Source organism: Bradyrhizobium erythrophlei, assembly GCF_042430365.1.
Lineage (GTDB): Bacteria > Pseudomonadota > Alphaproteobacteria > Rhizobiales > Xanthobacteraceae > Bradyrhizobium > Bradyrhizobium erythrophlei.
Genome location: NZ_JBHMET010000127.1, coordinates 22,137 through 45,898, shown reverse-complemented (window position 1 = coordinate 45,898; position 23,762 = coordinate 22,137). Strand labels below are relative to the sequence as shown.

Sequence of the window (23,762 nt, the reverse complement as noted above, 5' to 3'; positions counted from 1 at the left end):
CTCGATCCACGCTGCGCGTGTCCCTCTGGGGGTCTATGCCCCGGGCGGGACGATGGATCCGACGATCGCCGATGACCACGTTCGCGCCTTCGCCGACCCGCCTCTCATTGACAACGCAGCGGAGTTGTTAGCGGCAGCCCCGCTGCACGCGATCGTATATGGCTTCACCAGCAGCAGTTACGTGCGCGGCGCAGCCGACGATGCGGCGTTGAAGAGCCGATTGGAGGCACGCACGCGAGGCATCCCGGTGGTGATCCCCTGTGCGGCAGCAGCCCTGGCCTTGACCGCGCTTGGGGTCAAAAGACTCGCGGTGATCGATCCGCCCTGGTTCTCCGGACAGTTGAGCCGTCGGGGAGCAAACTACTTCCAGGCTCACCAGTTCGACGTCGTCCACAACGGCCCTGCCGGGTTGCCATCTGACCAGCGCGCGGTTCATCCCGGTCAACTCTATGAGTGGGTCCGCACCCATACCCCTGCGAACGCCGAAGCAGTCTTTATTGGCGGCAACGGCTTCCGCGCGATCGGCGTAATTCAAGCCCTGGAGGAGGATCTCCAGCGGCCGGTGCTGACAGCGAACCAAGTTGCGTTCTGGCAGGCTCTGCGCGTTTCGGGTGCGCGCACTTCGATCGCCGGCTACGGCCAGATTTTCGATCGCGAACTCCCAACGTCATAGACGTTGGGCTATGGACGATTGGCGCGCTGAGTATTGGCCCCGCATCAATTCGACGCCGCAGCCGCAAGCTGATGCTCACGCCGCGCCGGCGACGGGCTTGCGCCGGCGGGGGCGGGTGGCGCCGGCGGCGGGTCGGCCCTGCCGGTGCGCGGCCAGCAACGCGCGGACCTCGGCGGCCGGCTTCGGCGCGCTGAACAGATAGCCCTGCATCTCCGAACAGCCGAGCTCGCGCAGCAATTGCTGCTGATCTGTGGTCTCGACGCCTTCCGCGGTCGTGGTCATGCTGCGCTCGGCGGCGATGTTGACGACGGCCTGCACGATGCCGGCCGAGCCCTGCGGCTCGGCGATGTCGGTGATGAAGCAGCGGTCGATCTTGATCTTGTCGAACGGGAAGCGCTTCAGGTAGCTCAGCGACGAATAGCCGGTGCCGAAATCATCGAGCGCGATCCGCACGCCGATGGTCCGGAGCTGGTGCAGCACGGACAGCGCCGTCTCGTCGTCGCGGATCAGCACGGCCTCGGTGATCTCGAGCTCGAGCCGGCTGGCGGGGAGGCCGGACGCCGCCAGCGCCGCGATCACCTTGAGCGCCAGCGTGCCGCTCTTGAACTGCACCGGCGAGACGTTGACCGCGAGGCGGATATTGTCGGGCCAGGTCACGGCCTCCTTGCAGGCGGTGGCCAGCACCCATTCGCCGAGCTGGTTGATCAGCCCGGTTTCCTCGGCGATCGGAACGAAATCGGCCGGCGAGATCATGCCGCGCACCGGATGACGCCAGCGCACCAGCGCCTCGCAGCCGTTGATCTCGTTGGTCTTGAGGCCGAGGCAGGGCTGATAATAGACCTCCAGCCCGCTGCGCTCGGCGATCGCCTGCCGCAATTCCATCTCGAGCTCGCGCCGCGCGCGCGCCTCGGCATCCATCGCCGGCTCGAAGAAGCGCGAGGTGCGGCGGCCGGCGGACTTCGCCGCATACATCGCGAGGTCCGCGTTCTTGAGGATCTGGTCGAGATCGGTGCCGTCCCTCGGGGCGAGCGCGATGCCGATCGAGGCGTCGGTCGTGACCTGGTGGCCAAGGCACTGATAGGGCCTGCGGATCGCCTCATAGATGTGGGCCACGAGGTCGGTCACCTCGTCGACGCTTCTGACCCCGGTCTGCACGATCGCGAACTCGTCGCCGCCAAGGCGGGCGACGAAATCGCCGTCCTGCACGCACTCGCTGAGGCTTCGGGCAACCGACTTGAGCAGCTCATCGCCGACCATGTGGCCGAGCGAGTCGTTGACGCCCTTGAACTCGTCGATGTCGATATAGAGCACGGCGAGCTGGCTGTCGGGCGCGACATGCGGCAGCTCGCGCTTGATCTGCTCGTGGAACAGCGCACGGTTCGGCAGGTCGGTCAGCGCGTCGTAATGGGCGAGGTGGGTGATGCGCTCCTCGGCGCGGCGGCGCTCGGTGATGTCCTCGTGGGTCGCGACCCAGCCGCCGTCGGCCAGCGGCTCGTTGACGACCTGGATCGAGCGCCCGTCGGGGGTTGCGATCACCATGATGTTGCGCACGTGGACGTCGCGCAGCACGAGGCTGACGTAGCGCTCGACGTCGCCGTTGAACGAGCCGGTCCGCTTGCGGTGCTCGATGACGTCGCGGAAGCTGCAGCCGGGCTTGATGACGTCGGCCGACAGCCCGTACATCTCGATATAGCGCTTGTTGCAGATCACCAGATGCTGCGAGGAATCGAATAGCAGCAGGCCCTGGGTCATGTTGTTGACGGCGGTGTCGAGGCGCAGCTTTTCCAGCGTCACTCGCTCCTGTTGCGCCCGGTGCTGCTGCACGAGCTTCCGCACCACGAGCGCGAGCAGCAGCGCGATCGCCAGCACCGACGCGCCGGCCACCGCGACAAGGATGTTGATCTGCTCGCGCCAGTCGGCCAGGGCCGCCTCCGTCGTTGTCGTCGCGACGATGACGATCGGGAATTTTTGCAGCGCCCGCGAAGACACCACGCGGTCCTTGCCGTCGATCGGGCTGGTCAGCCGCGACGTGCTCTTCGGCTCCTCGAACACCTGCTGCTGGCTGGGCGGGCCGATGCGGAAATTCTTCCCGATCATGTCCTCGACATGAGGGAAGCGGGCGAGCAGGGTGCCGTCGCGATGATGCATCGCGATCGCGGCGCCTTCGCCGAGCGCGACGGTCGCAAAGAATTTCTCGAAATTGGCGGGCTCGATGCCGCGGACGACCACGCCGAGGAATTCGCCGTTCGGGTCGGCGACTTTGCGGGCGATCGCGGTGGTCCACATGCCGGTGACGCGGCTGCGCACGAGCTCGACGAGCATGTCGTGCGAATACGGGCTCGCCTTGAACAGCCGGAAGTAGTTGCGGTCGGCGATCGAGACCTGCGGCAGCGGCCAGACGGTCGAGCTGTTGATCAGCGCGCCGTCGGCGTCGAACACGTTCATGCCGCCGACATAGGACAGCGCGTCCATCTTGGACTTGAGCACGGCGTGGATGTCCGCACCCGACATCCGCCGCCGGAAGTCCTCGGGCGTCGTGATGCCGCTGTCGCGCATGAAGGCGATCAGGTCTTTCTGGATGACCTCGAAATCCTCGAGCTGCTGGTCGAAGTGCCGCGCCAGCAGCAGCACGGTGTTCTCCAGCTCGCGCTCGCTGTTGTGCAAGGCGCGCTCGCGGAAATTCCCAGCCATCAGTGTCGCGCCGATCGCGATCGCCGCCATCAGGAGCGCGCCGCCCAGGATCAGCCAACGGATCGGACCGCTGCGGAAGACCGACGTGATGTTGAACGAGGCGGTGCCGTTTGAACTCATAGAACTCGATCGCTTCCAGGCGTTTCCCCCGGAAGCAGGTTGCATGCACCTCCGGCCCGGCAAATTCGTAACCGAAACGAGATGGAATTGCCGTTAGCAAGGCTGGTTAATGCGCGGTTAGCAGCAACTTGAAATCCACCGCAAACTATCGCGAGCCGGTCACTTGCCTGCGCGGTAGTGGCCCGACTTGCCGCCGACCTTCTCGACGAGGTGGATGCCCTCGATGCGCACGCCGCGCTCGACGGCCTTGATCATGTCATAGATGGTGAGGCACGCGACCGACACCGCGGTCAGTGCCTCCATCTCGACGCCGGTCGGTCCGGTCACCTTCACCGCGGCGCGGACGACGCAGCCCGGCAGTTTCGCGTCGGGGTCGATATCGACCGTGACCTTCGAGAGCGCCAGCGGATGGCACAGCGGGATCAGTTCAGACGTCCGCTTCGCGGCCATGATCCCGGCGATGCGGGCGGTCGCCAGCACGTCGCCCTTCTTGGCCTGGCCCGAGGTGATCAGCGCGAGCGTCGCCTTGCTCATCACGACCCGGCCTTCGGCCACGGCGGTCCGCTCGGTCGCGGGTTTTTCCGAGACGTCCACCATCCGCGCCTCGCCCCTGGCGTCGATATGGGTGAGGGCGGTGCCGGCCTTTGATGATGTCGGCTTTGGGGACTTCCGCGCCATCGCGTCAGCGCGTGCCGGTGGCGCGCGACGTGTCCTGCCGCGTCAGCAGCGCGCGGGTCGCCGCGGTGACGTCCTGCTGCCGCATCAGGCTTTCGCCGACCAGGAAGGTCGACATGCCGACGCGCTCGAGCCGGGCGAGATCGTCAGGCGTGAAGATGCCGCTCTCGCCGACCATCAACCGATCGCGTGGGATCAGCGGCGCCAAGGCCTCGCTGGTCGCAAGCGTGGTCTCGAAGGTGCGCAGATTGCGGTTGTTGACGCCGATCATCGGCGAGCGAAGTTTCAGCGCGCGGTCGAGCTCGGCGCGATCGTGGATCTCGATCAGCACGTCCATGCCGTGCGCGATCGCCGCGTCCTCGAGATCTGTTGCGGCGGCATCGTCGAGCGCAGCCATGATGATCAGGATGCAGTCGGCCCCAAAGGCGCGGGCTTCCGCCACCTGATAGGTGTCGAACATGAAGTCCTTGCGCAGCACGGGCAGCGCGGTTGCCGCGCGTGCGGACACCATGAAATCGAGATGGCCCTGGAACGAGGGCGCATCGGTCAGCACCGACAGGCACGCCGCGCCGCCGGACTCATAGGCCTTGGCGAGCACGGGCGGATCGAAATCGGCGCGGATCAGGCCCTTCGAGGGCGAGGCCTTCTTGACCTCAGCGATCAACGCAAACTCGCCGCTTGCGTGCTTTGCCCTGATAGCACGGACGAAGCCGCGCGGTGGCGACGCCGACCTGGCCTGCGCCTCGACCTCGGCGGGCGGGCGGGCGCGCTTGGCGGCGGCGATCTCCTCGCGCTTGTAAGCCTCGATCTTGGTCAGGATATCGGACATCACTGCGGCTCCATTAGAGCATGATCTGTTCGAAAAACCGGTTCCAACTTTTTCGGATCATGCCTCAACTGTTGGAAACCGCGACCAGATGATCGAGCCGCGCGGCCGCCGCACCGCTGTCGAGCGACTTCGCGCCGATCGCGACGCCTTCCTTCAGGTCCTTGGCGCGACCGGCCACGATCAGCGCCGCGGCGGCATTGAGCAGCGCGACGTCGCGATAGGCGCCAGGCTTGCCATCGAGCACGCCTTGCAGCGCCACCGCATTGGCGTCGGCGTCGCCGCCTTTCAGCGCCGCGCCGTCGACCCGGCCGAGACCGGCGTCTTCGGGCGTCACCTCGAATGTCCTGATCTCGCCGTTCTCCAGCGCTGCCGCGAAGCTCGGGCCGGTCAGCGTGATCTCATCGAGGCCATCAGAACCATGCACCACCCAGACCGATTCCGCGCCCAGATTCTGCAGCACTTGCGCGAGCGGCTGCACCCAATGCCGCGAAAACACCCCGACCATCTGCCGCTTGACGCCGGCCGGATTGGACAGGGGCCCGAGCAGGTTGAAGATGGTACGGGTGGCGAGCTCGACGCGGGTCGGGTTGACGTTCTTCATCGCCGGATGATGGGCCGGCGCGAACATGAAGCCGATGCCGGCTTCCTTGACGCAGCGTCCGACCTGATCGGGCGTCAGGTCGATCTTGACGCCGAGCGAGGCCAGCACGTCGGCGGCGCCCGAGCGCGAAGACAGCGCGCGGTTGCCGTGCTTGGCGACCGGCAGACCGGTGCCTGCCACGATGAAGGCGGCGCAGGTCGAGACGTTGACCGAGCCGGAGCCGTCGCCGCCGGTGCCGACGATATCGACGGCCTCGGGCGGCGCCTTCACCCGTAGCATCTTGCCGCGCATCGCCGACACCGCGCCGGTGATCTCGTCGACGGTCTCGCCGCGCACCCTCAGCGCCATCAACAGGCCGCCCATCTGCGAGGGGGTGGCCTCGCCGGACATCATGCTGTTGAAGGCGGAGGCCGCCTCGTCGCGCGTCAGCGTGGCGCCGGTGGCGACTTTTCCAATGATCGATTTCAGGTCGTCCATTCGCTGGCTCAGGTCTGTTGCTGGGGCATGATCTTACCGGAGGGCCGGTATCCACTTTCCCCGATCATGCTCAATTACTATTCGCGCCTGTCACCTGTGCGAAGGCGGCCTGGTTGACGGTCACTCCGATGTCGGACTCGATCTTGGTGACGTACTGCGCGACCTGCTCGTCGCTGAGCGCGCGTTGCACCGTCTCCTTGAGCTGCTTCATCTCGTTGGAGGCCGGGTCACCCGGCGGCACCGTCACATCGGTCACGCGGAATACGACCCACTCGCTGCCCCCTGCCGCAGGCGTCTGTCCGACGCCGTCCTTGGGCGTCCGGAAAGCTGCGGTGACGGCGGCGGCCGGCACCCCGGCCAGCGACGCGTCGCGGCGGAAGTTCGCGGCGGTTTCGACCTTCGCGCCGACGGAAGTGGCCTCCTCGGCGAGCTTGGCGCCGCTCTCGAGCTTCTTGACCATGTCGGTCGCCTTGGCGCGCAGCTTGGTCGAGATCTGGTCTTCGCGCCATTTCGCCTCGACCTGGTCGCGGACCTCGTCGAGGTTGCGCTCGCGCGAGGGCGTGATGCCCAGCACGTCGTACCAGACATAGCCGCCGTTGAACTGGATCGGCTCGTTGTCGACGCCGACATCGCTGGTGAAGGCCTGCGACACCACATCGAGCCCGCGCGGGATGTTGGGCGCAGGCTGGCCGCTCTGCAGGCGCCCGGAGCGATCGAGCGCGTCGATCGTGACCGGGGTGAGCCCAAGCTTCTGTGCGGCCTCGATCACGCTGGCGCCGCCGCCGCGCTCGTCTTCCATCTTGTCGCGCAGTTCGGCGACCTTGGCGCGGGCGCGTTCGGTGGCGATCTGCTTCTTGATCTCCGGGGCGAGGCTCTCATAGGTCGGCATGCTGCCGGCCTCGATCTTGCCGACCTTGACCAGCGCCACGCCAAAGCGGCCCTGCACCGGCTGGCTGACCTCACCGGACGGAAGCGAGAACGCCGCATCGGCGATCGCCGGATCGAGGATCGCCGACTTGGTGATCAGGCCAAGATCGACGTCGGCGAGGTTGAGGTTGCGCTCCTTGGCGACGTCGTCGAACGAGGTGCCCGAGGTGATGCGGCTGCGCGCGGCCTGGGCTTCGTCGGCGTTCGGAAACACGATCTGCGAGACCTCGCGCTTTTCCGGCGTCCCGAGCTGGCCGCGGCGCTGGTCATACAGCTTCTTTGCGTCCTCGTCGGAGACGGTGTCCCACTTGCCGATCTCATCCGGCGTGATCGCGACGAACGAGATCTTGCGGAATTCAGGCGCGCGGAACTGGACCTTGTGGTCCTCGAAATAGGCGGCCAGCGCCTCGGGCGAGGGCGGATCGATGGTGCCGGCCTGCGCCGCGTCGAGCTTGACGTACTCCATCGCGCGCTGCTCGTTCTGGAAACGCGTCAGCGCGTCGACCATCGACTTCGGCGGCTCGAGGCCGGCCGAGATCGTGCCCGCGATCTGCCGCCGGAGGCCGACGCGGCGCTGCTCGGCGATATAGCGCGCTTCGCTGTAGCCAAAGTTGCGGATCATCGACAGGAAGCGCTGCTGGTCGAACTGGCCGTTGAGGCCCTTGAAGTTCGGATCGTTGTAGATCGCGCGCAGCACCTCGGCGTCTGACGTGCCGAGGCCCATGCGGCGGGCTTCCTCATCGAGCGCCGCTTCCGCGAGGGTCTGCTGCAGCACCTGCCGGTCAAGCCCGAAGGCGCGTGCCTGCTCCGAGCTCAAAGGACGGCCGAACTGGCGGCCAAGCTGCTGCAGGCGGTCGGTATAGATCTGGCGGAACTGCTCGGCCGAAATCTCGGTGCGGCCGATCTTGGCCAGCGTCGACTGTCCGAAGCCCCTGAAGATGTCGGCAATGCCCCAAATTCCGAAACTGACGATCAAAACGCCCATCACCACGGCCATAATCGTCTTGCCGAGCCAGTTTGATGAGGCTTTCCGCATTCCTCGAAGCATGGGTCCAACTTGTTTTGCAGGTGGGGAACCGGGTCGTACCCAAGTGGGAGCTCGAGGCCAAGCTCAAGTCCCGCGACAGGGCGTCACCGAATTGAAAAGCCATCATAAAGTGGCCGCCGTCCCCCCGCAACCTTAGCCGCGCGGGCGGATTGAAGGCGGTATCGGCGACGCGGGATAGGCGAAGCCGCTCTCTGGAAGTCGCGCCTTGCCTCTGCTAGCGCATGGGTACGTGAGATCGATGGGAATTTTGACATGAGCGACGCCATTCGGCCCCTGATTGCCGGCAACTGGAAAATGAACGGCCTGAAATCCGCGATGGCCGAGTTCGAGGCGATGCTGGCCGGCGCCGGCGCGCTGGCCGCCAAGGCCGACCTCCTGGTATGTCCACCGGCGACGCTGGTCGCGGCCTTTGCCGACAAGGCGAGGGGCGGCAAGGTCGCGGTCGGTGCCCAGGATTGCCATCCCAAGCCGTCGGGCGCCCATACCGGCGATCTCTCCGCGGAAATGTTTGCCGATTTGGGGGCGACGGCGATCATCGTCGGCCATTCCGAGCGCCGCGCGGACCATGGCGAGAGCGACGCGCTGGTCCGGCAGAAGGCCGAAGCCGTCTGGCGCGCGGGCCTGACCGCGATCGTCTGCATCGGCGAGACCCGCGAGCAGCGCGACGCCGGCAAGACCCTCGATATCTGCGGAACCCAGCTCAAGGGCTCGCTGCCGGATGGTTCGACCTCAGCCAACCTGGTGGTGGCCTATGAGCCGGTCTGGGCGATCGGCACCGGCCTCACCCCGACGGCGAAGGATGTCGAGGACGTCCACAGGTTTATCCGCCGTGTTCTCACCGATCGCTTCAACGGGGAGGGGGCGAAGATCCGCATCCTCTATGGCGGCTCGGTCAAGCCGTCGAACGCCGCGGAGCTGATGGCGGTCGCCAACGTCAACGGCGCACTGGTCGGCGGGGCCAGCCTGAAGGCGGCCGATTTCCTGGCGATTGCGGCCGGGTGCTAATTTGGTAGCGTCTCAGTTTGAATATTAAGCGACGTCCATATTTTTAATCAGCCACAGAGATATGCGGATCAGCAACAAGCTGCTGACCAAAAGCATAGCCAATTCTGCGATCCCAAAGAGGCTCGGATTCGCGAAGCTGTACATCCATTCGGGTCTTCCCGCGGCCCAACCGCAGACCAGCCCCCCAACAGTTCCCCGCAGACACATAGTTGCTGCTTCCTTAGGACTCATCGGGCGATCTCCTCACTGCTCTAGACTTGCTCGCGGCTCCCGCGCCTCGATCAGCGCCACAACGGTCGTCAGAATTCAAACTGAGACACTACCGCTAATTTAGATCGGGGAAGGCGGGGTATCTGACAATCGCTTCCAATAGATCAGCGTGCCGGTGAACCCGCCATCCGGTTTCAGCGCATAGTCCGGTATCACGCCGGTGAGGTTGAAGCCCAGTCTTTCGTAGAGTCCGCCAGCGCCCTCGTCCTCGGCGGTATCGAGCACCAACAGGCTGCGTCCGCGCGCGATCGCCATGCGCTCGGCCGCGCGCAGCAGTACGGTGGCGACGCCGCGGTGACGATGACTGACACGTGTCATCATCTTCGCGATCTCTGCGCGGTGCGGCTGGTTCGGCGGGAGATTGAGCAGCAGCGTGACGGTGCCGATCAGCGTGTCGCCGTCGAAGGCGCCGAGCACGATCCGTTCGTTGCGCGCGGCTGAGGCGAGCGAGTCGCGCCAGAACGCGTCGGCCACCGCCAACGATAGCGGATGCATGAAGCTGACCGATCCGCCATGCGCGACCGTTTCCACCAGAATCTCGCTCAGCGCCGTGCAGATCGCCGGTGAGAAGGTCAGCGTTTCGATTCGGATCGGCGGCATTCTTAACTCCGGGCAAGTGCAACGACGTAGACGCAAGGGACTGTCGCTTCGTTGGCGAAGGTCACCTCGGCCGGCGGACCGAACCCGAGGCAGTCGCCGGCGCCGAGTTCGTGGCGTTCGCCGGCCTCGATGATGACGAGCGCACCGGACAGCACCCACAGGGTTTGCCGAATGAGCGCGTAGGACGAGGCCGGCAGCGTGACGCGCTGTTTCGCCGGCATTTCGACCTTGACGATCTCGACGGGATGATCGGGCCGGCTGAAGACCTGGCGCCGCAGATAGCCGGTTTCCGGATCGCGCCAGACCGGCTGGTCGATCGCGCGCGATATCCGCGCGCCCTGGCCCTCAGCGCGCAGCATCAGCCCGGCCAGGGTCAGGTCGAACGCCGCCGCGAGCCGTACCAGCACGACAGCGGTCGGGCTCACCTCGGCGCGCTCGATCTTGCTGATCGTGGCCTTGGACACCCCCGAACGTTCGGCGAGGTCGGCCAGCGACCAGCCCCGGCTGTCGCGCTCGAGGCGGAGGCGCTGCGCCAGCCGGCCGGTGGCATCGTCTACAATAGTATCCATTCGTCTATTATATGAGAAATCGCGGGCGCCTCAAGCCCCAACGAGGTGATGATGCAGAGGCGGTTGCGATTGCACCTGTGGCAATTATCTCCGCCGCACGGGTTGGGGGTGACAATGCCCCGCCTGATCGTGTAACACCGCGCAACTTCAGGAAAACCCGCAAGTTCGATGCGCTGCCGGAACCGGCGCCGTTGGCTTGTGACGGAAGGTTCGAGATGCAGACTGTCGTCATCGTCATTCACCTCATGATCGTCGCCGTTCTGATCGGCGCCGTGCTGCTGCAGAAGTCCGAAGGCGGCGGCCTTGGCATGGGGGGCGGCGCCGGCTTCATGTCGAGCCGCGGCACCGCGAACCTGCTGACGCGGACCACCGCGGTCCTGGCAGTCGGCTTCTTCATCACCAGCCTGTTCCTGTCCTGGTACGCCGGCTACGACCGCAAGCCGAGCTCGATCATCGGCACCGGCGCACCGGCGCAGTCGGGCGGACCGGCCCCGATCGCGCCGCCGACCTCGGGCGGCGTGCTCGATTCGCTGAAAAAGATCGACGAACAGCAGGGCCAGCAAGCTCCAAGCGGCCCGCAGGCGCCGCGGTCGCAATAAAGCAGGGTGGCCATGCAGGGTGAGGCTCTGGCATCCTGCATCAGAAACCCCCATCAATGCTCTGAAATCGCTCTCAGTTTAACGCCACCCACAGCCCGGCAGATTGTTTGTCGGGACCAGGCGATTCGTTTTGCGAATCGCAGAAGTCGGATTAAAGGTTAAGTCCCATGGCGCGGTACATATTCATCACCGGCGGCGTGGTTTCTTCGCTCGGAAAGGGTCTGGCTTCAGCGGCGCTCGGCGCGCTGCTGCAGGCTCGCGGGTACAAGGTCCGCCTCCGCAAGCTCGATCCCTATCTCAACCTCGATCCCGGAACGATGTCGCCATATCAGCACGGCGAAGTGTTCGTGACCGACGACGGCGCCGAGACCGATCTCGATCTCGGCCACTATGAACGCTTCACCGGGCGTCCGGCCACCAAGGCCGACAACATCACGACCGGGCGCATCTACCAGGACATCATCACCAAGGAGCGCCGCGGCGATTATCTCGGCGCCACCATCCAGGTGGTCCCGCACGTCACCAACGCGATCAAGGAATTCGTGCTCGACGGCAATGACGAGTACGACTTTGTCCTCGTCGAGATCGGCGGCACGGTGGGCGACATCGAGGGCCTGCCGTTCTTCGAGGCGATTCGCCAGCTCAAGAACGAGCTGCCGCGCGATCACGCCGTCTACATTCACCTGACGCTGCTGCCCTACATTCCAAGCGCCGGCGAGCTCAAGACGAAGCCGACCCAGCACTCGGTGAAGGAGCTGCGCTCGATCGGCATCCAGCCGGACATCCTGCTCTGCCGCACCGACCGCGAGATCCCGAAGGAGGAGCGGCGCAAGCTCGGCCTGTTCTGCAACGTGCGCGAAAGCGCCGTGATCGAGGCGCGCGACGTCGACAACATCTATGCAGTGCCGGAGGCCTATCATGCCGCCGGCCTCGACGACGAGGTGCTGGCCGCGTTCGGCATCCAGCCGAAGATCCCGCCGGCGCTGCAGAGCTGGAACGTCATCAACGAGCGGGTCCGCAACCCGGAAGGCGCGGTGACAATTGCCATCGTCGGCAAGTACACCGGCATGAAGGACGCCTACAAATCCCTGATCGAGGCGCTGTCGCATGGCGGCATCGCCAACAAGGTGAAGGTCAATCTCGACTGGATCGAGAGCGAGGTGTTCGAGAACGAGGACCCGGCGCCGTTCCTCGAGCACGTCAACGGCATCCTGGTGCCCGGCGGTTTCGGCCAGCGCGGCGCCGAAGGCAAGATCCGCGCGGCGCAGTTCGCGCGCGAGCGCGACGTGCCGTATTTCGGCATCTGCTTCGGCATGCAGATGGCGGTCATCGAGGCCGCGCGCAATCTCGTCGGCATCGAGGACGCCAATTCCACCGAGTTCGGCCCGACCAAGGAGCCGCTCGTCGGATTGATGACCGAATGGCTGCGCGGCAACGAGCTCGAGCGACGGACGCAGAGCGGCGATCTCGGCGGCACGATGCGGCTCGGCGCGTACCCTGCAGCATTGAAGCGCGGCAGCCGCGTCTCGCAGGTCTATGGCGGCGCGACCGAAATCTCCGAGCGCCACCGCCATCGCTACGAGGTCAACACCGCCTACAAGGACCGGCTCGAGCAGCACGGCCTGCGTTTCTCGGGGCTCTCGCCGGATGGCGTGTTGCCCGAGATCGTCGAGTACGAGGACCATCCCTGGTTCATCGGCGTCCAGTTCCATCCCGAGCTGAAGTCGCGACCCTTTGAGCCGCATCCGCTGTTTGCGTCCTTCATTCAGGCCGCGGTGGTGCAGTCGCGGCTGGTCTGACGTTCGCCGTCATCGCGTGAAATCCCCGGAGTGATCGCCGGCGCGGCGTCGCGCGCCAGCAGCTTGTGTTGCGGGCGGCGCGTCAGCCGATAGACCGCGGCCGGCGGCACGTTGAGCATGGCGCGATCGATCAGCGTGGCGCGCAGGCCGAGCCGGTCGAGGATCGGCCGCGGGATCGGGCAGCGCATCCCGTAGGTGAATTGGTAGAACGCTCCGCCCGGACGGATGTAGCTGAACGCGCCGCCGACGATCGAGATCACCTTGCGCGGCGACATGTTGAGCAGCGGCAATCCGCTGACGACGGCGCCGACCGGCGCGCCCTCGAACAGCCGCTCCGATGCGAGCCGCGACGCATCCATCCACAGCACGCGGGCGCCCGGAAAGCGGACCTGCAGCATCTTCATGAAGTCGGAGCCGTACTCCACCAGCGTGAGGTCCTGCGGGCGCACGCCGCGCTTCAGGAGTTGGTAGGTGAAGGCTCCGGTTCCCGGGCCGAGCTCGAGCACCGGTCCGGTCTGGTCAGTGATTTCCCTGGTGATTAATTCGGCGAGCGCTGCGCCCGACGGCGCGATCGCCCCGACGCGACCAGGTGCGGCCATCCAGGCCATGAAGAAGGAGAGGAAGTCGTGTGACATTGGCATTCCCGGCAAGAATTTCGTCATGCCCCGACTCGAATTGCGAGGCTTGATTGCTTCTTGCAGGGGCTGCATTGCGACAGCATTGCGTGATCGCGAATGCCGTCACTCGGCGAGCGGAGCAGGGGGCAGTGTCAGCCGAAAGCGTGCGCCGCCGCGCGGTCCGTCGAGCGCCGACACGTGGCCGCCGTGCAGCCGCGCGATCTCGCGCACCATGTTGAGCCCTAGCCCGGCGCCGCGGTCGAGCGGCGCCAGCCGATAGAACGGATCGAAGATCAGCGTGCGCTGGTCGGGCGGAATGCCGTCGCCCTCATCGGTGACTTCGATGGTCGAGGCCCGGCCGACATGGATGGTGATGGTGCCGCGCCGGCCGCCGTGCTGGATCGCGTTTTGCACCAAATTGGTCAGCGCGCGCTCCAGCGCCGCGCGGTCGCCGAGCACCTCGATCGGCCCGGTCGCGGAATCGAGCGACAGTTCGTAGCCGGCCGCGATCGCCAGCGGCGCGAGGTCCGCCGCGACGCCTTGTGCGAGCGCGACGAGATCGACGCGCAGCAGCGGATTACGCGACTGGTCGAAGCGCTGGATGTCGAGCAATTGCTCGGCGAGCGTCGCAAGCCGCGCGACATCTTCGAGCAGGCGGGTCTTTTCCGGTGCGTCGGGCAGCGACTCCAGCCGCGTGTTGAGGATCGCGATCGGCGTGCGCAGTTCGTGCGCGGCGTCGGCAACGAAGCGCTGGTGGCGCGAATAGCCGTCGTCCAGCCGCTTCAAGGCGTCGTTGACGGCGGTCACCAGCGGCACCACCTCGAGCGGGAGGCGGTCCGCCGACAGCCGGCTGCCGCGCTCGCGGAAATCGATCCGGCGCGCCTCGTCCGCGGTGGTGTCGAGGCCGGCGAAGGCGCGCCTGACCACCATCGGCGTCGCGATCGCGGTCGCGATCGCCATCACCACGAGGCCGGGAAGGACGATGCCGATGAACGCCAGCGCCGTGCCGAACGCGGCCTTGCTGCCGGTCATCTTGCCCTGCGTGGCGGTGAGAATCTGCACGTTGCCGGCATCGGTGTTGACGCGCTTGAGCCGCGCCGCGGGCTTGCGCGGATCGTCCTCAAGCAGCTGCCAGCCGAGCCGTGCCTGGCTGATATGGTCGAGCGCCCCGCCGATGCGCGCGAACTCGGCCGGCACATTGCCTTCCGACAGCGTATGTCCCTGGCGATCCCGCACGATGAACCAGAGATCGGGGACCTCGGCGCGAAGCCTGGTCAGGTCTTCGGTCGGGCGCAGGATCAATTCGCCCTGCGCGTCGCGCGCGACAGCCCATTGCACGACGTCGATCACGCGATCCTCGTCGCGGTCGACCAGCAGGAGCCCCGAGCCCCACAGCGTGCCGATGACGAGCAGCACCAGCGTCGACAGCAGCACGGCCTGCAGCGAGATCAGCCGCCAGCTCAGCCGCGACCGCAGCGAGTACGGTTCGGCAGGCGCGCTCATTGGACCTGCTTCAGCAGATAGCCGACGCCGCGGATGCTGTGGATCTCGACGCCGGCGTTGGCCTCGCTGAGCTTTCGCCGAAGCCGCGAGACGTGCGTATCGAGCGCGTTCGACTGCACCGCGTCGTCGAAACTGTAGACGGCCTCTTCCAGCGCCGAGCGCAGCACGGTGCGGCCGAGGCGCCGCACCAGGGCTTCCAGCACCAGGAGCTCGCGACGCGGCAGGTCGAACGGCTGGCCGTCGATGCTCGCCTCGCGATGGCTGCAATCGAAGGCAACGCGCCCGGCCTTGATGATGTCGAGTTGCAGGCCGGCGGGCCGGCGCAGCACCGCGCGCAACCGCGCCAGCAATTCCTCGACCGCGAAGGGCTTTGCCAGATAGTCGTCGGCGCCGCTGTCGAGGCCGGTGATGCGGTCGGCGAGGTCGCCGCGCGCCGTCAGTACGATGATCGGGACGCCTTCGGCGCGGGCGCGCAGTTTCGGGATCAGCGACAGCCCGTCGCCGTCGGGGAGCTGACGGTCGAGCAGCACCGCGCCGTGCACGTCAGAGGAAATCGCCTCCTCGGCCTCGGCGAGCGTCGGCACATGGTCCACGATCATGTCGTAGCCCTTCAGCGCCGCCGCAAGCGCTGCAGCCATTTCCGCCTCGTCCTCAACCAGCAAAATACGCATATCACCAAACCCAGTCCTGAGCGGCCAGACTAGGGCCTGTAACATTGCGGCAGCATTGCGGGAAATAGTGCCCGGGCAAGCGCGAGCAGGGGTGCCATGTTGTCGCCCCCCAAGACAGTGTCCGACACGGTCGCTATAACCGCCCGCGCAATGTTCAGGGAGGACCGCCAATGATCTACGAGACCCGCGTCTATCGCTGCCTGCCGGGCCGGCTGCCGGCGCTGCTCAAGCGTTTCGAGACCATCACGCTGAAGCTCTGGGAGAAGCACGGCATCCGGCAGGCCGGTTTCTTCACGACGTTGGTCGGCGAATCCAACCAGGAATTGACCTATCTGCTCGCCTGGGAATCGCTTGCCGAGCGGGAGAAGAAATGGACCGCATTCCAGACCGATCCGGAGTGGATCGCCGCTCGTGCCAAGACCGAGGAGGACGGCCAGATCGTCGGCAATATCGTCAACCAGCTGCTGGTGCCGACATCGTTCTCGTCGGTCAAGTAGGTGCCACTGATGCCGCGCGGCCTCGATCACATTGTACACACGGCTCGCGACGTCGACGCGCTGGGCGAATTCTATCGGCGCGCCGGCTTTACGGTCGGCGCCCATAACCGGCATCCTTGGGGCACGCACAACCGCATCGTGCAGATGCCCGGGTTCTTCATCGAACTGCTCGATGTCGCCGAACCGCAATTGATCGAGCCGCACCGGCCGGGCCAGTTTTCGTTCGGCGCGTGCGCGCGCGATTTCCTCGCGCGCGAGGAGGGCCTTGCGATGCTGGTGCTGGAGGGGCGGGGCGCAGCCAATGACGCTGACGCGTTTCGCCGCGCCGGCATCGGTGATTTCAAGGTGTTCGACTTCGAGCGCGAGGCCAGGCGGCCCGACGGCTCGGCGGTCAAGGTTGCGTTTTCGCTGGCGTTTGCAACCGATGCCTCGGCGCCCGACAATGGCTACTTCACCTGCCAGCAACACTATCCCCAGAACTTCTGGAACCCCGCATTCCAGGCGCATGGCAACGGGGTCACTGGCGTCAACGGCGTCGTCATCGTCTCGCCAAATCCGCAGGATCAAGCCCACTTCATCCAGGCCTTTTCCGGCGAGGACGAGGTGGCGTCCGGCCCGGACGGGCTTACGGCGGTGACACCGCGCGGCGAGATCGAGGTGATCCATCCCGATGCGTATCGCGCCCGCACCGGAGCCGAACCGCCGAAGCTTGGTCGCGGCGCACGCCTTGCGGCAATCCGGCTTGCGGTTCGGCAGATGGCGGAGACGATGTCTGTGTTGCGAAATGCCGGAATTCCGGCGCTGGATCAGGGCGGCAAGGCGGTCATTCCGGCGCCCGCGGCCCACGGCGCAACCCTGATATTCGAGCCGGCCAAACAGGGTTGATCCTGGCGGCGCGGACCGGCATGGTCCGCGCGAAGCAAGAAGGAAGACCCCTTGAACGCGAAGATCCCTGCGGCGCCGATCGTGGCGGCTGGACCAGTCAGATTCGGCAACAATCTGCCGATCTCGATCATTGCCGGCCCGTGCCAGCTCGAGAGCCGCGAACATGCGCTCGAGGTGGCGTCCGCACTGAAGGAGATCGCCGCGCGGCTCAAAATCGGGCTCGTCTACAAGACCTCGTTCGACAAGGCCAACCGCACCAGCGGTTCCGCCGCGCGCGGCATCGGCCTTGCGCAGGCGCTGCCGATCTTCGCCGAGATCCGTTCCTCGCTTGGGCTCCCGGTGCTCACCGACGTGCACGAGCCCGCCCAGTGCGCCGAGGTGGCGCAGGCGGTCGACGTGCTGCAGATCCCGGCCTTCCTGTGCCGGCAGACCGATCTCCTGGTCGCGGCGGCCGCGACCGGCAAGGTCGTCAACGTCAAGAAGGGCCAGTTCCTCGCGCCGTGGGACATGGCCAATGTGGTTGCCAAGATCACCGGCGCTGACAACGCCAATGTGCTGGTCACCGAGCGCGGCGCATCGTTCGGCTACAACACGCTGGTCTCGGACATGCGCGCACTGCCGATCCTGGCGCGCACCACCGGCGCGCCTGTGATCTTCGACGCCACCCATTCGGTGCAGCAGCCGGGCGGGAAGGGCGCCTCATCCGGCGGCGAGCGCGAATTCGTCTCCGTGCTGGCGCGCGCCGCGGTCGCGGTCGGCGTCGCCGGGGTCTTCATCGAGACCCATCCCGATCCGGATCACGCGCCGTCCGACGGCCCCAACATGGTGCCGCTCCGCGACTTCGAGGCCCTCGTCAAGCGGCTGATGGCGTTCGACGCGCTCGCCAAGACCTGACGGCGCGGACCAAGACGTGACCGCAACGAGCGGCATGCCGCCGGTCCTCAATATCATCACTCTGGCGACGTTCGCCGCGAGCCTGTCGGTGCGCGCGCTCGATCCGGTGCTGCCGCATGTCGCCGAGGATTTCGGCGTCAGCATCGCCACCGCCGCGAGCTTTGCCGCGGTGTTCGCCTTCACCTTCGCCATCGTCCAGCCAGCGATCGGCGCCGCGGCCGACCTGTTCGGCAAGGCACGGCTGATGACCATCTGTCTTGCGCTGCTCGGCCTCGCCAACATCCTTGGCGCGCTCTCGACCTCGTTCCCGATTCTGTTCGCAGCGCGCATCCTCGCCGGCATCGGCTCGGGCGGCGTGTTTCCGGTGGCGCTGTCGCTGACCAGCGATCTGGTCGGCCCCGACAAGCGGCAACTGGCGATCGGACGGACGTTGGCGGGATCGATGACGGGGAACCTGCTCGGCGCAACCGCCTCCGGCCTGATCGGCGATTTGCTCGGCTGGCGCGGCGTGCTCGCCGTGCTCGGCGGTCTCGTGATCATCGTCGCGCTTGCTGTGGCGGCAGGCTTCCGCGGCGCCGCGCTGTCGCGTCCGCCGCGAGCAAGCCTCACTACGCTCCGGCACGGCTATCGCACCATCTTCACCAACCCGAACGCGCGCATCTGCTACTCGGCCGTCTTCGTCGAAGGCTGCTGCGTGCTCGGGCTGTTTCCGTACGTTGCGTCATTCCTGTTCGAGCTCGGCGAAACCTCGCTTTCGATCGCCGGCATCGTGATCGCGGGCTTTGCGATCGGCGGCCTGCTCTACACGCTGACGGTATCGCGCCTGCTGCCGTGGCTCGGCGTCCGGGGTATGATGATATCAGGCGCAACCCTCGTCGGCATGCAGCTCGGCGCGGTCGCGTTCGGCCTTGGCTGGAAGGCGCAGATGCTCAGCCTGCTGGTGATGGGCTTGGGCTTCTACATGATCCACGGCTGCCTGCAGGTGTTTGCCAGCGAACTCTCCGTGGACGCGCGCGCCACCGCGCTGTCGCTGCACTCGTTCTTCTTCTTCATGGGCCAGACCGTCGGCCCGATCGCCTACGGCTTCGGTCTCCAGCATGCCGGCAAGACGCCGACGCTGGTCGCGGCGGCCGCTGTCATCATCGTGCTCGGTTTTGTCTGCGCGAGGTTCCTGAAGCAGCGCGTTCCGGCGGACGCGGCGGTCCGGCCGGATGTGAAGGCTTGAGCGGTTGAGGACGCTTCGCTAGCCCCGCCCGCGATAGGGCGCGACGCCCTGGTCGGGCACCCAGAGGCCCTTCGGCAGGCGGCCGGTCTGGAAGAACACGTCGATCGGGATGCCGCCGCGCGGGTACCAGTAGCCGCCGATACGCAGCCATTTCGGCTTGATCTCGGCCGCGATGCGCTGGCCGATCATGACTGTGCAGTCCTCATGGAAGGCGCCGTGATTGCGGAAGCTCGCGGCATAGAGCTTGAGCGATTTGGATTCGAGAAGCCAGCGGCCGGGCGCGTAGTCGATCACGAGATGCGCGAAATCCGGCTGGCCCGTGATCGGGCAGACCGAGGTGAATTCCGGAATGGCGAAGCGCACCAGATAGTCGGTCCCGGCTTGCGGATTGGGGACGCGGTCGAGCACCGCTTTGTCCGGACTGTCCGGCCATGCGACGGTACGGCCGAGCTGAAGGGTCTTTTTCGCCATGGGCCTCATCCTTGTGGGAGGCCGAAATGGACGCAAGCGGGGCGGTTCGTCAACCGTCCGCGCGCTTTCTCGCTACGCCGGCGCGGCGGTCTGGATCAGGACCAGGCGGTCCTGGCCGGACTCGCAGCCCCAGACCTCGCCGGGCCGGCCATCGAGCTGCCGGACATTGGCGCCGGCGCGGTCGCTCGGAAACGCGTTGAAGGTTGCGCTCACGGGATCGAAGCGCAGGATCGCGTTGGCCGAGAAATCGGTGAGCCAGACTTTGTCCTTGTCATCGACATAGACGGCGTAGGTGCGCGGGCTCTTGCCCGGCAGCTTCCAGGCCTTCCAGGAGCCGTCGGCGGGATCGTGCACGGACACGTTGCCGCTGTTCCATTCGCTGACCCAGATCCGCCCCTGGGAGTCCGACCACACCCGCCGCGCGCCCTGGTTCGGCGTCGGCGGCTGGACCAGGCTGGCGTTGCCGGTCGCAAGGTCAATCCGCGCGATGTGGCTGCCGGCGAGCGAGGCGTACCAGATGTCGCCCTTTGGGGTCACGGTGATGCCGTAGGGCCCGACACCGCGCGGCGCCTCGAACACCTTCATGTCACCGGATTTCGGATCGAGCCGGCCGTAGAAGCCGGACTGGCCGGTGAACCAGTAGACGCCGCGCTTGTCGAACACGCCGGTGTTGAGATTGGCATAGGCGGCTTTCTCGGGCAGGGGGAACAGCGTCACCTTGTGATCGGCGGGGTCGACGCGCGCAATCGCGTTCTGGCCGCCCTCGGTCACCCATGGCGCGCCGTCGGGCCCGATCGTGACGCCATGTGGGGCGGCGCCCTTGCCGAGGCTGACCAGCTTGAAGGTGCCATCGCGCGGATCGAGCCGCCCCAATGTTCCGTTGCGTTGGCCGGTGAACCACACGCCGCCGTCCGGGGCAGGCGTGACGTCGTGCGGGCCCACACCCGCGCCGAGCGGAAAATATCTGACACGGAACGACCCTTCCTGCGCGCCAGCGCCTCGCAACAGGGCAGGCACGGCGGCAAGTCCGGCGGCAATCGACGTGAGAAACTGGCGGCGATTCATTGCGTTCCCTCGGTCTGGTGAGACGTTGGTTTGGGACGCGAAGATCAAACCTTAAGCCAGCATAGACCCGCCACGTTGCCGTGGCAGGCCGGCGCCGCAAGCCAGCCATTCACTTTTGCTTGCGCGCTGTGGCTAACCGACGGTTCACGATTCCGCCGAGCACACGGGCGTGGTGCGCCGAGCTCAGTGCAGCGCCGGCACCACGCGAATGCGCGCCATCATGCCACCGTCCTCGTGTTCGAGGATATGGCAGTGGTAGACGAACTCGCCGAGCTCCGCGAACGGAATGTCGAACACTTTGGCCGGCGACGCACAATGGCCGCTGCGCCATTGCGAGATCGTGCACACGCCGTTTTGGTTGCTCGAGACCAGGTTCGCGATGGTGGCGTCAGGCGCGGCCACGCCAAGCGGGAAGTTGTCCTGCAAGACCCCGCCGTTGCCGCCGGTCATCGTGAAGCGGGTCTGATGGATGTGGAAATTGTGGTTCTCGGTCGACAGCTGCACCAATTCCCAGGTTTCCTTAACCGGTGTCTGGCCGGGACCAAGCGGCAGGCAGACCGTCGTGTGCGCCGGGTCAAATCTTTCCAGCTGATTGGGACCGGGCTTCTGCGTTCCGGGAACGACCCTTCCGCGCTCGTCGACCTCTTCGTATCCGAGCGCGAAGGTGTTGTTGACGGAGACATCCGAGAAGCCAAAGAAGATCCGGCGGCGATGGCCGCGCGGCAGCGGCGCGCAACTCGCCGCGGATGCCGCCGACTCTGCCGCCGTCGTGACCGCCGCCAGTGCGCCGGCTCCCGGAACCTCCGAGGTGAAGATGCCGCCCTGAGCGTGGAGGCCGAAGGCATCCGTGTTGCCGCCGACCACGACGCGGTTGCTGGTGAAGAGACGCGGACCGGACTGGTTGAAGAGCACCTTTGCGAGGTCGACGGCCGGCCACGCATCGCCCGTGCCCATGGTGAGCCCAACCATTTTCAGCGTGGCGGACGCGCCGTGGGGCGGCGGGGTGATCTTGCCGGCAGCGTTGCGGTAAGTCACCCAGAACTCGGTCCGCGAACTCGGCATCATGACGATCTCGTTGACGCAAACCGGGACCGTTGCACCGATCTGGGTGACGTCGGGGCAGGGTACCACCCTGAACCGGCCGCCCGCCATCTGCACCATCGCGCCCGGCGTCGTATCCTGAGGCAGATGAACGGCGACGCCGTCGATCGCGATCAACTGCACCGTCATCGGATTGTTGGTAGCGTCGTTGACCAGTTGCAGGTCCCAGCTCAGGCTGCCGGCGCCGGTGGCGACGCGCCAAATCTCGCCGTCCGGCGCCGTGATCGGCACGGTTGGAAATTGCTGCCCGTTGACGGTCATGTACCAGTTGCCGCCGGTGTAGTTGTTGCCGCCGCTTGCGGTGTTGTCCTGGCCTGGACACGAACCCTGGCGCACTTCGCCGCTCGCCGGCAATTGCGTGCAGAAGGTTGTGTCCTCCTGGTTCAGGACCTCGCCGTTGACGACCGGTTGAGGACCGCTGTCGAAATTGATCGTACGGCCGGCGAGGACCTGGATTTCCTTGAGCATCAGATGCCGAACGTGGGTGTCTGGCCACGGCGTGCCGACCGCATCGCCTCGCACATGGTTGCCGACGCCGCCGATGGTGATGATCCCCGACAGACCCTGCGCCAACTGGTTGAGCGCGATGCCGTGCACGTGGGGGTGGAACCAGTACAGCCCCGAAGGATGGTTCGCAGGAATGGTGATCTTATAGTCGACGCTGTCCATCACGATCGGTCTGTGCTGGTGGGTCGATTGCGGAGCGGGAATTCCGTTGGCCTGGTTGAAGATCGTCACGAAGACGAAATCACCGAAGGTCGGATCGCTGCGCGTGGCGGACCGCGCCGGCGTGATGAGGCCGTGCGTATGCAGATTGGTCGGGTTCAGGAAGAGGTTGGCCTCGCCGGGATCGGTCTGGTGCCGCAGCTTCAGCGGATCGAGCTTGGGCAGCCTGTTGACGTAACGGACCTTCAGCATGTCTCCCGGCTGCATGGCGAGCCGCACGCCGCCATAGGGCGACACGGTGCGGCTGTCCGGCGGGCAGCTCAGTCCGGACGGCGGCCGCGGGCAGACCTGATAGACCCAACCGGTCGGGTGGATGGTCGTCGAGCTGTTTGGCGGTCGAAACGCGATGCCCGCGATCGGTTGCGGCATGGCGACCATCATGATGTCGAGGACGCCGTCGCGGCTTGCGAACACCGGAGGTTCAAGGAGCGCGTCGGCGGCAGCCGATCCAACGCCGGTCAACGCGACCGCGATCAATGCTGTTGCGGCGAACCATCGAGATATCGATCGTTCGCGCGCGATATGTTTGCTGGACACGGCGCCCCCAAAAAAATCGTTGATGCGCCTAGCCCCGCGCACCAACGGCCCCAAGAACATCAACCACGGAAATCAAGCGTTGCTTGACCGCAATAAACTCATGATACACCGTCGGATTGTGACAAGGCCATTTCGGCAACCCAAGAATCATTCTAACGGGCCGATGAAGGGCGCAGCACGACAACGGGTCGTTGCGTCGTTGGTGGCAGGCGTGGCGACAGGGAGCGACCATGTGGCAGGTCGTCGGGTGGGTGTGTGGACTGGCCGCGATGTCCTGCGGCTCAGTCCCCGATATCTCGGTGATTCAGTCCGCTTACGAACGTGAAGCGTCGGCTGGCAGCAAGCTGCACGACGCGGGGCTCGAGGTTCTGCAAGCCAAATGCCACGAGGCCGGCGGCGATCGTTTCCTTTGCGAGACCACCTTCATGTCGAAAGGCGATCCGAACGAGCGCCTGTACTTCGATATCGTCGCCGTGGCCCGGAAAGGTGACGGCTGGGAGCTCAAAAGCGGGCTATGCAAGCGCTGACATCGACGGGAATTCCGTTGTTCCGGCGCCCGAGGTCCGGCACGACGCCCTGATCGGGGGGCCGACAGGCGAAGCTGCCGCGATTTTAGCCAATTATGGCGGTGATATCGCGCGATCGACCCGGCCTTTTCCCGCCCAAAACCTTGCGGTAGAAGCAGCG

Annotated in this window: 22 protein-coding genes; 9 read left to right on the top strand and 13 right to left on the bottom strand. The window is 66.0% G+C overall.

The genetic code is table 11. From position 1 onward, the window contains the following. The first annotated feature begins 52 nt into the window (after positions 1–52). Positions 53–673 (top strand): maleate cis-trans isomerase family protein, encoded by a 621-nt coding sequence (locus ACFFWD_RS19685; RefSeq protein WP_376968149.1) that lies wholly within the window; start codon positions 53–55, stop codon positions 671–673. Positions 674–748: 75 nt separating this feature from the next. Here ACFFWD_RS19685 and ACFFWD_RS19680 read toward each other — a convergent pair whose 3' ends face one another. The 5 genes from ACFFWD_RS19680 to ACFFWD_RS19660 form a co-directional block, all read right to left on the bottom strand. Beyond that, entirely contained in the window at positions 749–3,484 is a 2,736-nt protein-coding gene (locus tag ACFFWD_RS19680; RefSeq protein WP_376968148.1) for a bifunctional diguanylate cyclase/phosphodiesterase, read from the bottom strand. A 159-nt stretch (positions 3,485–3,643) separates the two neighbouring features. Next, positions 3,644–4,162, bottom strand: a complete 519-nt coding sequence (moaC, locus tag ACFFWD_RS19675) for a cyclic pyranopterin monophosphate synthase MoaC (RefSeq protein WP_376968147.1) — start codon at positions 4,160–4,162, stop codon at positions 3,644–3,646. Positions 4,163–4,166: 4 nt separating this feature from the next. Next, complete coding sequence (gene trpC / locus ACFFWD_RS19670) at positions 4,167–4,988, bottom strand: indole-3-glycerol phosphate synthase TrpC (RefSeq protein WP_376968146.1); 822 nt, start codon at positions 4,986–4,988, stop codon at positions 4,167–4,169. Positions 4,989–5,052: 64 nt separating this feature from the next. Beyond that, positions 5,053–6,066 carry an anthranilate phosphoribosyltransferase gene (trpD, locus tag ACFFWD_RS19665; RefSeq protein ID WP_376968145.1) on the bottom strand — a complete coding sequence of 338 codons (1,014 nt, stop codon included), beginning with the start codon at positions 6,064–6,066 and terminating at the stop codon, positions 5,053–5,055. Positions 6,067–6,136: 70 nt separating this feature from the next. Further along, complete coding sequence (locus ACFFWD_RS19660; protein WP_376968144.1) at positions 6,137–8,041, bottom strand: peptidylprolyl isomerase; 1,905 nt, start codon at positions 8,039–8,041, stop codon at positions 6,137–6,139. Positions 8,042–8,293: 252 nt separating this feature from the next. Here ACFFWD_RS19660 and tpiA point away from each other — a divergent pair, with 252 nt between their 5' ends. After that, positions 8,294–9,046, top strand: coding sequence for a triose-phosphate isomerase (gene tpiA, locus ACFFWD_RS19655; protein WP_376968143.1), 753 nt, complete (start codon positions 8,294–8,296; stop codon positions 9,044–9,046). 330 nt (positions 9,047–9,376) lie between these two features. On the opposite strand, the gene ACFFWD_RS19650 is transcribed toward tpiA, so the two are convergent. Continuing rightward, positions 9,377–9,916, bottom strand: coding sequence for a GNAT family N-acetyltransferase (locus ACFFWD_RS19650; protein ID WP_376968142.1), 540 nt, complete (start codon positions 9,914–9,916; stop codon positions 9,377–9,379). A gap of 2 nt (positions 9,917–9,918) precedes the next feature. Next, a complete protein-coding gene (locus ACFFWD_RS19645) occupies positions 9,919–10,485 on the bottom strand; it encodes a helix-turn-helix domain-containing protein (protein WP_376968140.1) in 567 nt (188 codons plus the stop codon). Between the two features lie 215 nt (positions 10,486–10,700). On the opposite strand from ACFFWD_RS19645, the gene secG reads away from it, so the two are divergent. Further along, positions 10,701–11,084 carry a preprotein translocase subunit SecG gene (gene secG / locus ACFFWD_RS19640; RefSeq protein WP_376968138.1) on the top strand — a complete coding sequence of 128 codons (384 nt, stop codon included), beginning with the start codon at positions 10,701–10,703 and terminating at the stop codon, positions 11,082–11,084. A gap of 167 nt (positions 11,085–11,251) precedes the next feature. Further along, positions 11,252–12,883 carry a CTP synthase gene (gene pyrG, locus ACFFWD_RS19635; RefSeq protein ID WP_376968136.1) on the top strand — a complete coding sequence of 544 codons (1,632 nt, stop codon included), beginning with the start codon at positions 11,252–11,254 and terminating at the stop codon, positions 12,881–12,883. Here the strand turns inward: pyrG and ACFFWD_RS19630 are convergent. From ACFFWD_RS19630 to ACFFWD_RS19620, 3 genes are all read right to left on the bottom strand, one after another. Next, positions 12,850–13,518 (bottom strand): class I SAM-dependent methyltransferase, encoded by a 669-nt coding sequence (locus tag ACFFWD_RS19630; protein ID WP_376968134.1) that lies wholly within the window; start codon positions 13,516–13,518, stop codon positions 12,850–12,852. The genes pyrG and ACFFWD_RS19630 overlap by 34 nt on opposite strands. A 105-nt stretch (positions 13,519–13,623) precedes the next feature. Beyond that, positions 13,624–15,003: a sensor histidine kinase gene (locus tag ACFFWD_RS19625; RefSeq protein WP_376968132.1), complete on the bottom strand. Its 1,380-nt coding sequence runs from the start codon at positions 15,001–15,003 to the stop codon at positions 13,624–13,626. Further along, positions 15,000–15,674 carry a response regulator gene (locus ACFFWD_RS19620; protein ID WP_376968130.1) on the bottom strand — a complete coding sequence of 225 codons (675 nt, stop codon included), beginning with the start codon at positions 15,672–15,674 and terminating at the stop codon, positions 15,000–15,002. The genes ACFFWD_RS19625 and ACFFWD_RS19620 overlap by 4 nt, the downstream gene beginning before the upstream one ends. 170 nt (positions 15,675–15,844) lie before the next feature. Here ACFFWD_RS19620 and ACFFWD_RS19615 point away from each other — a divergent pair, with 170 nt between their 5' ends. From ACFFWD_RS19615 to ACFFWD_RS19600, 4 genes are read left to right on the top strand one after another with little or no spacing between them, the layout of a single operon-like run. Then, positions 15,845–16,171 carry an NIPSNAP family protein gene (locus ACFFWD_RS19615; RefSeq protein ID WP_376968128.1) on the top strand — a complete coding sequence of 109 codons (327 nt, stop codon included), beginning with the start codon at positions 15,845–15,847 and terminating at the stop codon, positions 16,169–16,171. Positions 16,172–16,180: 9 nt separating this feature from the next. Continuing rightward, entirely contained in the window at positions 16,181–17,056 is an 876-nt protein-coding gene (locus ACFFWD_RS19610; RefSeq protein WP_376968126.1) for a VOC family protein, read from the top strand. A gap of 51 nt (positions 17,057–17,107) precedes the next feature. After that, the gene (gene kdsA / locus ACFFWD_RS19605; protein WP_376968124.1) at positions 17,108–17,950 is read left to right on the top strand and encodes a 3-deoxy-8-phosphooctulonate synthase; all 843 of its coding nucleotides are present in this window, start codon (positions 17,108–17,110) and stop codon (positions 17,948–17,950) included. A gap of 34 nt (positions 17,951–17,984) precedes the next feature. Further along, a complete protein-coding gene (locus ACFFWD_RS19600) occupies positions 17,985–19,175 on the top strand; it encodes an MFS transporter (protein WP_376968169.1) in 1,191 nt (396 codons plus the stop codon). A gap of 18 nt (positions 19,176–19,193) precedes the next feature. Here ACFFWD_RS19600 and queF read toward each other — a convergent pair whose 3' ends face one another. The 3 genes from queF to ACFFWD_RS19585 all read right to left on the bottom strand — a co-directional run bounded on the left by queF (position 19,194) and on the right by ACFFWD_RS19585 (position 23,075). Then, positions 19,194–19,655, bottom strand: coding sequence for a preQ(1) synthase (gene queF / locus ACFFWD_RS19595; protein ID WP_376968122.1), 462 nt, complete (start codon positions 19,653–19,655; stop codon positions 19,194–19,196). Positions 19,656–19,718: 63 nt separating this feature from the next. Next, entirely contained in the window at positions 19,719–20,711 is a 993-nt protein-coding gene (locus ACFFWD_RS19590) for a Vgb family protein (RefSeq protein ID WP_376968120.1), read from the bottom strand. Positions 20,712–20,894: 183 nt separating this feature from the next. After that, positions 20,895–23,075 carry a multicopper oxidase domain-containing protein gene (locus ACFFWD_RS19585; protein WP_376968118.1) on the bottom strand — a complete coding sequence of 727 codons (2,181 nt, stop codon included), beginning with the start codon at positions 23,073–23,075 and terminating at the stop codon, positions 20,895–20,897. 230 nt (positions 23,076–23,305) lie between these two features. Between ACFFWD_RS19585 and ACFFWD_RS19580 the strand changes: the two genes are divergently transcribed. Further along, on the top strand, positions 23,306–23,602 hold the full coding sequence (locus ACFFWD_RS19580; RefSeq protein ID WP_376968116.1) for a hypothetical protein: 297 nt from the start codon (positions 23,306–23,308) through the stop codon (positions 23,600–23,602). Positions 23,603–23,762: the final 160 nt, after the last annotated feature.

Coding starts and splice junctions, on each gene's coding strand:
- ACFFWD_RS19685 (WP_376968149.1), top strand. CDS start 53: ATGGATCCGACGATCGCCGATGACCACGTTCGCGCCTTCGCCGACCCG.
- ACFFWD_RS19680 (WP_376968148.1), bottom strand. CDS start 3,484: ATGAGTTCAAACGGCACCGCCTCGTTCAACATCACGTCGGTCTTCCGC.
- moaC (WP_376968147.1), bottom strand. CDS start 4,162: ATGGCGCGGAAGTCCCCAAAGCCGACATCATCAAAGGCCGGCACCGCC.
- trpC (WP_376968146.1), bottom strand. CDS start 4,988: ATGTCCGATATCCTGACCAAGATCGAGGCTTACAAGCGCGAGGAGATC.
- trpD (WP_376968145.1), bottom strand. CDS start 6,066: ATGGACGACCTGAAATCGATCATTGGAAAAGTCGCCACCGGCGCCACG.
- ACFFWD_RS19660 (WP_376968144.1), bottom strand. CDS start 8,041: ATGCTTCGAGGAATGCGGAAAGCCTCATCAAACTGGCTCGGCAAGACG.
- tpiA (WP_376968143.1), top strand. CDS start 8,294: ATGAGCGACGCCATTCGGCCCCTGATTGCCGGCAACTGGAAAATGAAC.
- ACFFWD_RS19650 (WP_376968142.1), bottom strand. CDS start 9,916: ATGCCGCCGATCCGAATCGAAACGCTGACCTTCTCACCGGCGATCTGC.
- ACFFWD_RS19645 (WP_376968140.1), bottom strand. CDS start 10,485: ATGGATACTATTGTAGACGATGCCACCGGCCGGCTGGCGCAGCGCCTC.
- secG (WP_376968138.1), top strand. CDS start 10,701: ATGCAGACTGTCGTCATCGTCATTCACCTCATGATCGTCGCCGTTCTG.
- pyrG (WP_376968136.1), top strand. CDS start 11,252: ATGGCGCGGTACATATTCATCACCGGCGGCGTGGTTTCTTCGCTCGGA.
- ACFFWD_RS19630 (WP_376968134.1), bottom strand. CDS start 13,518: ATGTCACACGACTTCCTCTCCTTCTTCATGGCCTGGATGGCCGCACCT.
- ACFFWD_RS19625 (WP_376968132.1), bottom strand. CDS start 15,003: ATGAGCGCGCCTGCCGAACCGTACTCGCTGCGGTCGCGGCTGAGCTGG.
- ACFFWD_RS19620 (WP_376968130.1), bottom strand. CDS start 15,674: ATGCGTATTTTGCTGGTTGAGGACGAGGCGGAAATGGCTGCAGCGCTT.
- ACFFWD_RS19615 (WP_376968128.1), top strand. CDS start 15,845: ATGATCTACGAGACCCGCGTCTATCGCTGCCTGCCGGGCCGGCTGCCG.
- ACFFWD_RS19610 (WP_376968126.1), top strand. CDS start 16,181: ATGCCGCGCGGCCTCGATCACATTGTACACACGGCTCGCGACGTCGAC.
- ACFFWD_RS19600 (WP_376968169.1), top strand. CDS start 17,985: ATGCCGCCGGTCCTCAATATCATCACTCTGGCGACGTTCGCCGCGAGC.
- queF (WP_376968122.1), bottom strand. CDS start 19,655: ATGAGGCCCATGGCGAAAAAGACCCTTCAGCTCGGCCGTACCGTCGCA.
- ACFFWD_RS19590 (WP_376968120.1), bottom strand. CDS start 20,711: ATGAATCGCCGCCAGTTTCTCACGTCGATTGCCGCCGGACTTGCCGCC.
- ACFFWD_RS19580 (WP_376968116.1), top strand. CDS start 23,306: ATGTGGCAGGTCGTCGGGTGGGTGTGTGGACTGGCCGCGATGTCCTGC.